A 12,665-nucleotide genomic window follows, 5' to 3' on the forward strand; every position below is an offset into this window, starting at 1 on the left:
AAAAGCCCGGCGAGCTTGTCCCGCCGGGAGCATCAGAAGCGACGATTAATCTTGCGCCGCGGGCTCAGTTGCCTCTTTGGTTAACTTAAAGCCTTCAACCCGCCCAGGGCCAGAATCGGCGTCACACGAGGACACATAGATCATATCGTCGACGCGCAGCGGCACCGCATAGCGGCGACCCGGACCTTTTAAGGCCGTCTCAAACACGCGGGCGCCATCGTCGACGTTGAGCCCGATCAGCTTGCCGGATTTATCGCCCTTGGCCACCTCGACCACCCAGGCAGTCTCGGGGCTATCTTCGCCCAATTGGGTGAGCATCATACGCGAAGGGTGCTCACGGAAGCGCTGGATCGCACTGGGGTCTTCGAAATCAGGGAATTCCCACAGCCGCTCGTAGCGTGGTCCGGAGGCGTCGACCTTAATGGCAACCGCCACAATGCCGGCCGGATGGGTCTTATCGGGCATAAAGGTGGGCACCAACAAGATCGGGTTCTCGGCGTCGCCGGCGACCAACGGTTGGGTAACAGCCATCCCCGCCCAGTCTTTGGCGCAGGGGTCGTCGGCGGCGCCGCATTGGTCGACGAGTTTAATCCGGTCAAATTGGGTGCCGTAATGCGTCTGGTCGATCAGGTATAGGTGGCCGTCCTTGGTGGGATAGCTCAGCGTTTTATAGCCGCCAACTTCGACATAAGAAGGGGTGCTGCCGCCGATATAGTCGAGCTTTTGCCAGCACTCGAAGAGGGTCAGCCCGTCGCAGCGATCATCCCAGGGCTCGGGCGCCTTATCATCTTGTCCACTCAGGCGCGGTATCCACAGGTTCTCGCAGGATTCGATACAGGCCAGGGAGGGCTCATCCGGGTTAAAATCCGCGCAGAGTGAGGCGTCACAGGCCGGGTCAAACTCAAGGCCGGCTCCGGTGCGCATCAGCGTATTCGCATAGTCTTTGCGCGCCAGGTCGAGCTGCCCGTTGCCCGCGGCAAGCACGAGTTCGTAGCCGTCCGGCTGGTCGATGATCAGCGGGCCGGAGGGGGCCCAAAATCCACCGCCGCACTTGCGCTCGCGCGAGCCGGAGCTATTCTCTGGGCCGCAATTTTCGTCTGGCTCAGGCGTGCTGATCAGGCTGGCCGATGTCGCCAATTCAGCCCCCTGGGCTTGCCAGGCATCCAGGTCAATCTCAAACGCCCACCCATGCCAGGGCTGAATGTCGCGGGTGTTGCCCGCGGTAATATAAACCTTGCCGAGGCTATCGCCGGGGAGCTTGCCGATCTTCACGTCGCCGCGCGCCAGGGCGTGGCTGGGCCGAAATGAAATATCGACCTCCTCAACGCTTTGGTGGGTTGCCTCTAGCTCGATGGTCTCGAAGTCGGGGTCCACCGCGTGCGCCACAAGGTCGATGACGGCGACCCGGTGGCTTAAGCGTTGACTATTGGCATCCACCTTCTCCAGATCGCCGGGCACCGTGTGATAGGCCACGACGATGCGCGTATCGTCGATAAAGGCGGGCTGTGCGATGGAGAGGACGCCCTGGCCTTGCGCCGCGGGCAGCGCCAGGCTCCACTTTTGCTCGCCGGTGGTCGGGTCGAGCCCGAGTAGATTTCCCTCGGCGCCCAGCGCAACGATCTCAAGGCCGTTGGGACCCGAAAACTCCATCGGTGAACTATAGATACAGCCCGCAAACTCAACGCCCGGGGCATTTGTGGTGGGGAACGCGCGCTGAATCTTCCACTCCTCCGGGCTCACCTCCACCTCAGGCGGCTCTGCATCGGCGGAGTCATCGGCACATCCACCCGATAGTGCTGCCGCAAACCCAACGCCCAGAACCGTCTTATATAAGAACCTTGAAATCATTTTCATCTCCGTGATTGGTGTCAACGGGGCGAACCTTTCAAAATAGACATTTCATGTCAAACTCACCGGGGATAATTTGTGATATCAGCGAAAATCGCGACTTCGTGAAGCCGGCTGGCGAAGCTCAATCTGGGGCACCCAGAGGCGCTCAGCGACGAGATGGCACACCCCCTCCTGCTGCTGAACCTGCCCGCTGATGCCTAAAAAAGCCTCGGTGCGCGCGATGACGCGATAGGCCTCGTAGACCTTTGGCCAGACGATGACATTTGCCAGGCCGGTCTCATCTTCCAGGGTCATAAAGAGCACGCCGGAGGCGGTGCTCGGGCGTTGGCGGCAGATGACCATCGCCACAAAATGGGTGGAGCGCCCGTTCGGGTATTCTTTGAGCTCGGCGGCGTCGGGGTAATTGCGGCGCTTTAACTCGGGGCGCACCGCCTGCATCGGGTGGCCACGCAGGCTATGAAAGGTGGTGCGATAATCCCAGGCGATGGCGTCATTTTTGTCGAGCGCGGCAAATTTAGGCTCGGCGATGGCGGCCGTTTTATTGGCGGCCACCTCGGCCGAAGAAGTACCCTCGGGAAACAGCGGCAATGTCTCGCGCCGAAGTCCCCGCACCCGCCAGAGGGCGTCGCGCTGCGAGATGCCAAAGCGGTGGAAGGCGTCGGCCTTGGCCAGTTGGCGCAGGGTCTGGGCGTCGAGTGAGCCGGCGAGTCGCTGGAGCAATCGCTCGAAGTCGCGCATTGAATTCCCCACGATGCCGCTGCGCGCTCGCTCAATCGCCGGCCATGCGTCCTCGCGCATGCCCTTGAGATAGCGAAACCCCATACGAATCGAGAACTTAGCACCTCTTTGACCTGGCATATCTCGCAGCGCTCGGGGCGCCCGAGGGATCGAAGAATCTGCGACGATGGGCTCCATGGCGCAGTCCCAAACGCTCTCGCAGATATCCAGCGGCTCAAAGCGCACGCCATGCCGTTTGGCGTCCTCGATAATGGTCGCCGAGGAGTAAAACCCCATCGGCTGCGAGTTGAGCAGCGCGCAGGTAAACTCGACCGGATAATGACATTTCAAATACGCGGTGGCGTAGGTAATCAGCGCGAAGCTCGCCGCGTGACTCTCGGGAAATCCATATTCGCCGAAGCCCCGGATCTGCTCGAAGACCCGCTGGGCATATTCGCGCGCGATGCCGCGCTGAATCATACGGCTGATTAATTTTTCGCGGTGCTTCTCCAGGCGCCCCTCGCTGCGCCAGGCGCCCATATCACGGCGTAATTGGTCGGCCTCGCCGGGCGTATAGCCAGCGGCGATGACGGCCAACTTCATGACCTGCTCCTGAAAAAGGGGCACGCCCAGGGTCTTCTCGAGCACCGGCTTGAGACTCGGGTGCGGGTATTCGACGGGCTCGACGCCGCTTCGCCGGCGCAGATAGGGATGCACCATCCCGCCGCTTATCGGCCCGGGGCGCACCAGGCTGATTTGAATCACAAGATCATAAAATACCCGCGGGCGAAGTCTCGGGAGCATCGCCATCTGCGCGCGGCTCTCGACCTGAAAGACGCCGATGCTGTCGGCCTTCTGGAGCATCGCGTAGGTCGCAGGGTCGTCGACCGGAAGTTCGGCCATCGAAAGCTCAACCCCGCGATGCTCGCGCATCAGGCGAAATGCCTTATCAAGATGGGTGAGCGCGCCCAGCCCGAGCAGATCGAGCTTGAAGAGCCCGAGGGTTTCGACGTCGTATTTGTCCCACTGCACGACCGTTCGCGCCTCCATGGTGGCCGGCTCAATCGGGACCATCTCGTGGACCGGTTCGGCGCCAAGCAAAAATCCGCCGGGGTGAATCGAGAGATGACGCGGGAAGTCGAGCATCTCCTCGACCAACTCGAGCAACCATTGGACCTCCATATTCTGCGGGTCGAGGCCGGCCGCGGCGAGGTCCTCGGGGCCCGGCCCGTGGCTGCGTCCGGTGGTTTTGGCGAGCTGCTCCAGCGCGCCTGCGTCGAGGCCGAGGACTTCGCCGACGCTTCGCACCGCCGAGCGCGCGCGAAAGCGCACGACGTTCGCAAGAATCGCGGCATGCTCACGCCCGTAAAGCTCATAGACATGCTGAATCACCTCCTCGCGGCGTTTATGAGAGATATCCAGGTCAATATCGGGCGGCTCGGCGCGCTCTTCGGACATAAATCGCTCGAAGAGCAGGTTCATGCGCACCGGGTCGATGGCGGTGATCCCCAGGCAATAACAGACCACCGAGTTGGCCGCGGAGCCGCGCCCCTGGCATAAAATTTCATTGTCTCGGCAAAACTCGATAATCTCGGCCATGCTCAGAAAATATCCGGCATAACCGAGCTTTTTGATGATGCCTAATTCGCGCTCAAGCTGGGCGCGCACGTCCTGGGGGATCTTGCCTTGATAGCGTCTCTGCGCGCCCTCCTCGCTCAGTCGGCGAAGTTGCGCGTCTGAAGTAACCCCCTCAGGAAGCCCACCAGTCGGGTAGGCATATTTAATCTGAGAGGCGCAAAAGGTGCATCGACGCGCGATGCGCCGCGTGTTGGCGATGGCCTCGGGAAGATCGGCGAAGCGCTGGGCGAAATCTTCGGGCGAAATAAGCGCATGCTGATGATTGGGCTTTAGGAGCGTTCCGGCGCGCTCCAACGTCGTATTATAACGAATGCAGGTCAGAATATCCTGAAGCCTTCGACGGCGCTGGCGGTGATAAAGCGTCTCGATTGCAGCACAAATCGGCAGCTCAAATCGGGCGGCGCGCTCCAGCAGTCGCGCCTCGTCGGCGACCTGATTCTCATGGTGATGGCGCACAACCATCGCGTAAAGACGGTCGCCAAATGCGCGCTTGAGCGCCTTCGCAATCACATCAAAATCATGCTCCGGGATTGGGCGCATCAGCGTGCTCTGCTCGCCGCCCCATAGCGCGATGAGGTCGGTCGCGTGGGCGCAAACCTCGGCGAGCGTCACCTGTGATTCGCCCTTGGGGCACCGGGCCTGACCGAGGGTGATCAGCTGACACAATTTACGATACCCCTCGCGTGTTTGGGCCAATAGAATCAGGGTTGATTGGTCCTCAAGGGTGAGTTCGGCGCCGTAGATAAGATGGATATTTTTATCCCTCGCGTGGCTATAGGCGCGCACGACTCCATAGACGCCGTCGCGGTCGGTAACCGCGATCGCCTCAACCCCCAACTCAATCGCGCGATCGATTAACTCTTCGGGATGGCTCGCACCCTCCAAAAAAGAATAATTCGACTTACACCATAGCGCTGCGTATCCCGGATTCCTCACGCTTATTCGACCCTCCCATGCAAATACCAACCCCTGCGCAGGCGGTCATAAAACACCCATAAAAGCTCGCCAGAATGCGTGTCGAGATAATAATATTCGCGGTGTACGGCCTCCTGCGTCCACCAATGTCCCGATAGAATATAGGGCGCTTCGGAGCCTTGATTTTGCATCGCCACCGCGCGTGCGATGGGTTCGGGGTCGGCCAAAATGCGTCGAACCAGGGATGTTGAGGAATTTGGCGCGTCGTCTTTTGCCGCCAAATTCGCGGTCACAAGTGACAATGACGCGCTTGGCCGGGCGAGCGTTTGCAAGGGTTTGAGCGCGAAGCGATCTTCGGGAAGATGGGTATTTTGTGCCTTAAAACCCAGCACGCAGAGCGGCCCAAACTCCGCGCGTAGCCTCGCCAGGGCGTGTTGAGCGTCGTCCCAGCGCCGGTCATTTCGGGCGCTAAGCAGGCGAGTTTGCTCACTTTTGTCGGGCACGCCCACCGCCAATAGATGAAGGCGCGTCGGGGTGCGGCTGAACTCGATGATCTCGAGGCGAAGACGCACCAATTCGATCATGGTGCTCTCGTCGAGGCTCGGGCGTGCGGGGCGAACAATCTCGCAGAACTCGAGCTCCTCATCGCGATAAAAATTCATCTCAAGCTGCAGCAAGACCAGGGCGCGCCCGGCCAATTTCTGGGCCATCGCGTGAAGCTCGAATTTGATCCGGAAGATCAGCCGCTCGGTATTGAACTCCCCCTGGTCAAACAGCAGCGTTCGCTCGATCGGGGCGTCCTCGGAGGTGCGTCGAATCGGAAGATCATTTCGGGTGGAGGCGAAGTCGTAAAATTGGCGCGCCTCCTTGCCGAAGCGCCGGGCAATCCCCGAAGCCGGCAGGTCTAAAAACTCCCCGACCGTTCTGATGCCAAGCTGGAGCAGGCTTTCTTTCAGGCGAGGATCGAGGTCGAGGCGCGCCAGTGAAAGCGACCTAAGCATATGCTTTTCTTGCGCTTTCGACTCCAGAACACGCACACCAACCCCTTGCGTATGCGCCAGGGCATAGGTGCCAAACCGGCTAAATCCCACCACGACTGACGCGAAAAACTCCTCCTCCTTCAGCGCTGCTTCGAGCTTGGCGGCCCAGGCCTCAAAGCTGCCATAGAGTCTGTCGAGACCGGTGGCCTGGAGCCAGAAGGCGGTAGTTCGCCCCAGGGCTTCGCCGCGCTCGGCTTTTGCGGAGTCGGTCGCCAAAAACGAAAAGCGCATCGAGAAGTCGCTAAGCGCGTCAAGATGCGGACTAAAATCGCCGAGCTGCTCGCGCAACTCCTCGCGCACCTGCTGATATTCGTCGGGGCAATAGATGGCCGCGCGCAGATTATTAGAGAACGCGGAATCCGCGGGATCGCTGCAGAGAGAGAGCGCGCCAGCATAACGCATGCCGGGCTCGATCTTGAGGCGCCGCGCGTGTTTATTTGCCTCTAAAATGCGCCCGCGCGGATGATCGCGGTCGAGGAGCACCGTGGGAAAATTTCGCCACTCAGGATTTGCTTTTAGCGCGATCTGCATCGCCAAAAAAGGAAGTTTAACGCAGGCCAGGCGTTCCACGGCGCACCTCCTTATCGGTCCACCCCGGCGCGCGCCGGTTATCTTTGAGCGCGCGCAGCGTGCAGTGAAATCTCCCACTCGGCGCGCGCGCCCGGCTCGCCTCGACGCGCAGCGAAACACGCAGCGCGCTTGAGCCTGTCTTCTTCGACCTCTTTTGCGACGCGTCGCCCCTGGGCGCCCTCGCCTGGCCCAGGGGTGTTCCGCGCAGAAAAACCACCGTCGCCTCGTGGCGCTCGGCCATACGCGCCAGCCGATTTTGCTGCGAAAGACTTATCTTCGCCCCCTCGCTGATATCGACGATGACCAGGCCAAACCCACCCGATCGCAAAAGCGCATCTACCCCGCGCAGCACCTGCGTGACATCCCTGGGCCATATGATCGCCAGGGACCCGAGATCCACGCCGTTTTCGAGCATATCGGGGGCGTAAAAAAGACTCTCCCCTGCCGTCACCCACGCCACTGGCGCGTCCGCCTGCTGGGCCTGCACGATAAGGCGCGCGCTAAAGGAAAGCGCCGCCGATGCATTCCCCCCGCACAGCTCGACCAATTGCCCCCGAAGTTGCTCAAATGACCACCTTGAGTCCCGATTTGCGCCGCCGTCTTTGCTCGGTCCATCGGCGGGCATAGCCGGGCGGTCGCGCTCTAAAAGCGCGCGCGCCGTCATGACATGCGGGATATCGAGTAGAAGAGCCATAATATCAAAATATTGGGGTTAGAATCGAAAACACTGAACAAATGAACCCACTGAAACAATATATAGGCAGGCCCAAAATATTTGTCAAATTTAGCCGACAAGAAAGTCACGAGCCCACGAGATTTCGTGAGAAATCTCGTGGGCTCGTCAGACGAAAAACACAGCCCCACATTATTACTTTAAATCGACATCAGACGCCTCCAGGGCGCTCCCAAAAAAACTACTCCCGGCGCGACTGGTCGCGCTTTCGTCGCTCTTTTTGCTTCATATTTAGACGTGTCTTATCGTCGAGATCACTCAGCGGGATCAGGCTCATAAGCAGCAAATAAATCTCGAAGAGCGCGACCCAGGAGAGCAGCGAAAAAAAGATCACGCGCGCGCTTTTATACTCATCGATCGCGGTCGCGCCGACGATCGCCTCGCCCCAGATAAGCACCGCCAGGCTCAGGCAAACCACGAAGGTCGACCACAGCACCAGGCGTATCAGGCGCTCGAAGATGGTGTCGCCGGGGGCTTCGACGGCGGTGTTCGCCGCGATGGCGCCCGATGAACCCAGCGCGCGCAGTTCCTGGCCGTGCAGCACGCCGATCCACACCCCCGCCACGCCCAGCACGATCGCTGAGACCTTGAGCATATTATCGAAGAGCGCGATCTGTGCGCCCAGCGCGACCTCCCCGCCCAGAAAAAAGCCGGCCAGGAGCGCGACGCCCAAAAACCCCAGAAACCACCACATCTCGCGCGTGTTAAAATGTCCCATATTCTCGTCTCACTCGGGCGTCCTGATCATTCGCTCAAAAGCTTCTCAATCAGGTCCATGCGCGCGGCGCTGATCGCCTCCTGGAGGGAGTCAAACTCCACGATCTCATCGTCAATCCGGCGCAGATCGAGCTCCATCTCGGCCTTAAGCAGCGCGTCCGACAGCCAATAGGTCTTGGCGCTCTCGCCGCTGAGCACGAACCCCAGGTTCTCGAAATCACCGCGCGCGCCCTGCTCAAAATTCTCGACCATCGCCTCAAATTCGGCCTCGCTCGGGCTCAGGTCGAACTCCAGCCGGTATTTTCGCCCCGCGGCTTCGCTTGAGAGCGCCTGGACTTCCTGGCCGTCGCGGCCCACCAAAAAGTCGAGTCCGCGCTTCCAGACGGCCCGCTCCACCTCGACCTCCCAATTGACCTCGCTCTTTCGAATCACTCGAAAGATCCGGGCGCGATTCTCGCGCAAAAATTTGAGCTGCGAAAACCCACGCAGCGGCGCAGACTCAAAGCGCGGGGTCACGCCCTGTCGAAGCTCATCACCCGGGCGCGCGCGGTAACCATCAATCGCCACTTCATCCTGATGATTCTGCGCCCTCTGCACAAAGCCGGCCTCTTTTCGAAGATACTCGCTCAGGTATTTCTGCAGCCCCGGGTGCCCGTTTTTGACGCGACTGCCAAAGCGAAAAATTCCGAAGATATTTTGGCTGGGGATGAACCAATAATAGGACGCATAGCCGGGGATATTTCCGCGGGGAAGATCGGTAAAGTCCACCTGCGCGCTGCCTGTGGGGGCGCTGGGGTCCACGCTCGGCACGCGCCCGTCATTTTCGGGCGTCTGATTCCAGGTGACCACCAGATAGTCGCCGTGCTCGCCGAAGGGGCGCGCGTAGAGGCAATAGACGGGCAAGATCGGGCTGGCGCCCTCGGTGGCCGAAAAAAGCTTCGTCTCGTGAAGCTCACGCCCCTGGATATGCACGAATTTTTCCAGGTCGCCCAGCAGCGCGGCGACGTCGGCGAAGAGATGCTCATCCGCGGCGTAATACCCGCATTTGGCGACCTCGTAGAAGTTCAGCTTGGTCCGTACTGCCATGCTCGTCCCAGTTTTTCAGATTATCAGTTCACACCGTCCGACTCGCCTGGCGCAGCGCCTGCGCCGGCTTGCGCGCCACTTCATGATGCGAGCAAATTAACAGGTTTAGATCTTTGAGGGTAGCAAGGCGCGCGAGGTGTTCACGCAGTTTCTTGCGGTCGCGGACAAAGAAAAACCGCGCCAACCGCGAGACCCTCGGGCCGCCCGAAGAGCGGGTGATATGCTTTAGAATAAACCCCTGAAAACCAGGCATGTGCGGCATATTGAACACGATGTCATTAAAGACCAGCGCCCTTCCGTCCTCGTCGACAATATGCATAACGCCTTCACGCTCACGGGTTCCGTCGAGATGCTCGAACTCGACCACCCCATCGCTAACCCACTCATCATAGGTCATCGTGACCGGCACGACCTGCTCAACAGCCTCGCGCGCGCCTTTTGGGCAAATGACGATCAGGTCCTCGTAACGCTCCCAAAACGCGCGTGCGTTAAGGCGATGCTGACTGCCCGGCACGACCAGCACCTGAGGAGTGCCCCATCGCTCAAGCTCCGCCATCTGAGCCTCTTCGAGGCAAATTCCGTTATGGATAATTAGGCCCCCCTCGGCGTTCTTGGCCACCGTCATCACCCGCCGAAGCGGCATGCGCGGCACCGCCCCCTCCACCCGCCGCACCCGCGGCGATAGTTCCTCAATCGGACCATTCTCCAGGACGTTCCACTCAGGATGACTCGTCGGCATGCGCTCCCTCCGGTTTCTTATCAACTTTCTTATCAACGCCTTTTGAAGGCAGATTTTTGCGCATATATTTGCGAACCTGCTCGAGCAATTGCGCCTCGTAATCGCCCCCGATGCGCCTTCCACCCTTGCTCAGAACCTCGCTGGTCCCCTGGCGCAGCCCTTCGAGTTCGGCCTCGGTGAGCTCCTTGGCGGTGACCACAATGACGGGGACGTCGCGGTAGATTTCGCGACTTCGGAACTCAACCAAAAACTCGAACCCATCCATCTTTGGCATCATCAGGTCGAGCAGCACGAGGTCCGGAGTGAACGCGTCGAGGGTGTCCAGGCCCACCTGGCCATTGTCGGCCTCGACGACCTGCCACCCGTCGCTCTGCAGCGTGCGGCGCAGCAGCGCGCGCGTGGGCTCGTCGTCTTCGACGAGCAGAATCTGCCCGCCCCCCGGCCCCGCGGCGCGGTAGCCGTCGAGGATATCGACCAGGCGCTGGCGATTGATGGGCTTGACCATATAGTGGTCGGCCCCCAGGGCATAGCCGCGCTCGCTCTCGGCCACCATCGTGACCATGATGATGGGGATACCCGCCAGCGCGTCGTGCGCCTTGAGCTTCGACAGCAGCGTCCAGCCGTCCATCGACGGCATCATCACGTCGAGGGTGATAAGATCGGGGCGCAGCTCTTCGGCGAGCAAAAGCCCCTCGGAGCCGCTGGCGGCGGTGGCGACCACGAAGCCCTCGCGCTCCAGGATTCGGCGCAACAGATCGCGCATCGTCGGGTCATCATCGATGACCAGCACCGTCTGGGCATTTGGCCCGGCCGCCACCCGCTGCTGCGGGAGTTCTCGCGCCGCGGGAAACACCTCCTCGGGGGCGATATTTGCGGCCAGGCGCACCGTAAATTTGCTGCCCTTGCCCCGGGTCGACTCCACCTGAATATCGCCCTCAAGCAGCGCACAAAAATGGCGAGTGATGGTCAAGCCGAGGCCGGTGCCGCCGAACTCGCGCGTGGTCGAGGAGTCCGCCTGGGTGAAGGCGTCGAAGATCATCTCCAGCTTCTCCGCGCTCATGCCCACGCCGGTGTCTTCCACCTCGCAGATCACCTGCTCATAGCTTTCATCCGGGCCGACGCGCATCGTAATCGTGCCGTCGGAGGTAAATTTGCAGGCGTTGCTCAACAGGTTAAACAGCACCTGGCGCACCTTGGTGGCGTCGGACCTCATGAACCCGAGCTCGTCGCTGATCTCAACGCGCAGGGTATTATTGGACTTGGCCGCCAGCGGCGCGACGGTGGCGCGGATATCCTCAACCAACTCAGCGACGTCGAATAGCTCGACGTTGAGCAGCATCTTGCCGGCCTCGATCTTCGACAGGTCCAGGATATCGTTGATCAGGGCGAGCAGGTGGGTGCCGGCGGTGCGGATGCGGGTGAGATCGGGCAGAAAGTCAGTCACCATTTCCACATTGTCGACGCCCTCTTCCTGCATGGCTTCGATCTCCTCCTTGATCATCTCGGAGTAGCCGATCACTGCGTTGAGCGGGGTGCGAAGCTCGTGGCTCATATTGGCCAAGAATGTGCTCTTGGCCTGGCTGGCCTGGACGGCGGCGTCGCGCGCGTCCCGAAGCTGCTGGTTGGCGATCTTCCGCTCGGTGATATCCCGCAGCACCAGCACGATACGCGAATTATGCGTGCCAAAGGCGATCTCAAGCGGGAATTCAGCGGCCCCGCCACGCTGCCCCAGATACTCAATGGACTCGCCAAATGCCTGAGACTCAAGCACGGAGGCCATCGTCTTGGCGTCCAGCTCACCGACCAATTGACGGATATCCTCGCCCACCATCGCGCCTCGCTCAGCGCCAAAGATCCGCGTGGCGGCGGTATTCGCGGTCAGGATGCGCCCATCGCTGTCGACGGTGAGGATGCCATCGGGGGCGGTTTGCAGCACGGCGCTGGTCTCGGCCTCCTTTTGACGCAACTCATCGATCAACCAGGACTGCAGGTCGTCCTTGAGCCCAAGAATGCCCAGGGCAACAATGCCCATGCCAATAAAACTAATGCCGGTCTGCACCTTCATCAGCGTTTCGCCCGGAGGCGGCGGGAATTGGTAGCCGAGAACCGTCGCAGCGATCACCACCAACCAACTCACGACGATGACCGCCAGCCAGGCTTTCGCGACCCGCTTGCCAAGGAAAAGTGACGCCAACATCGGGATCATCACCAGCCAAATATTGGCCGGTGATTCGAGCCCATTATTTTTATGAATCAACCACATCATCAGAAAATAGGCCGGCGTGATAATCAGGTGGCCGGCGATATCCAAGCGACGTGTTTTACGCAAAATAAACGGCGCCGTGGAGACCCCCAGGGCGCACAGGACCACGCCAATCGCCGAGGCATAGGAGCCGCCGGAGGCTGAAATCGTGGCGGCGATCAGCGCCCAAAATATCATCGTAAAAGTGGTCGATACGGCAATTTGAGCGCGTCTGGCCTCCAGACCGCCCTGCGCGACAAGATCTTCGGGGACGAAGTAATCGCTAAGCTTTGACAACATGATGGTGAAGCGCCTCTTTGCGTGTTTAAAAAACGACCGCACTACTCGCCAGCGGCGACGGTGATCGAGCCCAACCCATGACTCAGGCGCGCGTTTGCAATGGCGAGGGCCACCCCC

8 protein-coding genes are annotated in these 12,665 nt (G+C 60.4%); all 8 read right to left on the reverse strand.

Annotated features, from left to right (window positions below; all coding sequences use genetic code 11):
• Positions 1-45: 45 nt before the first annotated feature.
• Entirely contained in the window at positions 46-1,854 is a 1,809-nt protein-coding gene (locus DN745_RS12865; RefSeq protein ID WP_162687653.1) for a hypothetical protein, read from the reverse strand.
• A 78-nt stretch (positions 1,855-1,932) separates the two neighbouring features.
• Positions 1,933-5,142: a DNA polymerase III subunit alpha gene (locus tag DN745_RS12870; RefSeq protein WP_111335413.1), complete on the reverse strand. Its 3,210-nt coding sequence runs from the start codon at positions 5,140-5,142 to the stop codon at positions 1,933-1,935.
• A gap of 2 nt (positions 5,143-5,144) precedes the next feature.
• Positions 5,145-6,731 (reverse strand): Y-family DNA polymerase, encoded by a 1,587-nt coding sequence (locus DN745_RS12875; RefSeq protein WP_111335415.1) that lies wholly within the window; start codon positions 6,729-6,731, stop codon positions 5,145-5,147.
• A complete protein-coding gene (locus tag DN745_RS12880) occupies positions 6,709-7,425 on the reverse strand; it encodes a P-loop NTPase family protein (protein ID WP_111335416.1) in 717 nt (238 codons plus the stop codon). The genes DN745_RS12875 and DN745_RS12880 overlap by 23 nt, the downstream gene beginning before the upstream one ends.
• 220 nt (positions 7,426-7,645) lie before the next feature.
• Positions 7,646-8,182 carry a hypothetical protein gene (locus tag DN745_RS12885; RefSeq protein WP_111335418.1) on the reverse strand — a complete coding sequence of 179 codons (537 nt, stop codon included), beginning with the start codon at positions 8,180-8,182 and terminating at the stop codon, positions 7,646-7,648.
• Between the two features lie 26 nt (positions 8,183-8,208).
• Complete coding sequence (locus DN745_RS12890; protein WP_111335420.1) at positions 8,209-9,267, reverse strand: hypothetical protein; 1,059 nt, start codon at positions 9,265-9,267, stop codon at positions 8,209-8,211.
• 28 nt (positions 9,268-9,295) lie between these two features.
• Positions 9,296-10,006, reverse strand: a complete 711-nt coding sequence (locus DN745_RS12895) for a hypothetical protein (RefSeq protein ID WP_133621855.1) — start codon at positions 10,004-10,006, stop codon at positions 9,296-9,298.
• Complete coding sequence (locus DN745_RS12900; protein ID WP_111335424.1) at positions 9,987-12,548, reverse strand: ATP-binding response regulator; 2,562 nt, start codon at positions 12,546-12,548, stop codon at positions 9,987-9,989. Before DN745_RS12900 ends, DN745_RS12895 begins: the two co-directional genes overlap by 20 nt.
• Positions 12,549-12,665: the final 117 nt, after the last annotated feature.

Source organism: Bradymonas sediminis, from assembly GCF_003258315.1.
GTDB lineage: Bacteria > Myxococcota_A > Bradymonadia > Bradymonadales > Bradymonadaceae > Bradymonas > Bradymonas sediminis.

Bases quoted from the DNA above. Each gene is read 5' to 3' on its own strand.
- DN745_RS12885 (WP_111335418.1), bottom strand. From the start codon at position 8,182: ATGGGACATTTTAACACGCGCGAGATGTGGTGGTTTCTGGGGTTTTTG.
- DN745_RS12890 (WP_111335420.1), bottom strand. From the start codon at position 9,267: ATGGCAGTACGGACCAAGCTGAACTTCTACGAGGTCGCCAAATGCGGG.
- DN745_RS12900 (WP_111335424.1), bottom strand. From the start codon at position 12,548: ATGTTGTCAAAGCTTAGCGATTACTTCGTCCCCGAAGATCTTGTCGCG.
- DN745_RS12880 (WP_111335416.1), bottom strand. From the start codon at position 7,425: ATGGCTCTTCTACTCGATATCCCGCATGTCATGACGGCGCGCGCGCTT.
- DN745_RS12865 (WP_162687653.1), bottom strand. From the start codon at position 1,854: ATGAAAATGATTTCAAGGTTCTTATATAAGACGGTTCTGGGCGTTGGG.
- DN745_RS12895 (WP_133621855.1), bottom strand. From the start codon at position 10,006: ATGCCGACGAGTCATCCTGAGTGGAACGTCCTGGAGAATGGTCCGATT.